At 69.7% G+C, this 485-nt stretch carries 1 protein-coding gene; it reads left to right on the forward strand.

Going from position 1 to position 485, the window contains the following annotated elements; genetic code table 11:
* Positions 1-111: 111 nt before the first annotated feature.
* On the forward strand, positions 112-485 hold a 374-nt coding region (locus R2S09_RS40240; RefSeq protein ID WP_316746250.1), incomplete at its 3' end, for an alcohol dehydrogenase catalytic domain-containing protein.

A 485-nucleotide genomic window follows, 5' to 3' on the forward strand; every position in this document is an offset into this window, starting at 1 on the left:
GCAGGTGAGATCGGTCGTGTGGAGCGGCATACATCTTTCTGCTGTCGCTGTGTGCCCGGCGCGTGAGTGCGGTGCGTTCGGGTCGCCCCCTTGTTTCCAGTAAGGACCGGTATGCAAGCCATTACTGTGCGGGACCGTAACGCCGGTCTTGCGGGGATGTCCCTGACGGACATGCCCTACCCCCATGCGGCCGAGAACGACGTCATCGTGCGGGTGCACGCCGCCGGCTTCACTCCCGGCGAGCTGGACTGGCCCGCCACCTGGACCGATCGCGCCGGCCGCGACCGGACACCGAGCGTGCCCGGGCACGAGCTGTCCGGTGTCGTCGTGGAGCTCGGCTACGGCACCACCGGCCTGAGCGTCGGACAGCGGGTGTTCGGTCTGGCCGACTGGACCCGTAACGGCACGCTCGCCCAGTACACCGCCGTGGAGGCCCGCAACCTCGCCCCGCTGCCGGCGGACATCGACCACACCGTGGCCGCCGC

The sequence above is a fragment of the Streptomyces sp. MK7 genome, assembly GCF_032658145.1.
Lineage (GTDB): Bacteria > Actinomycetota > Actinomycetes > Streptomycetales > Streptomycetaceae > Streptomyces > Streptomyces spiralis.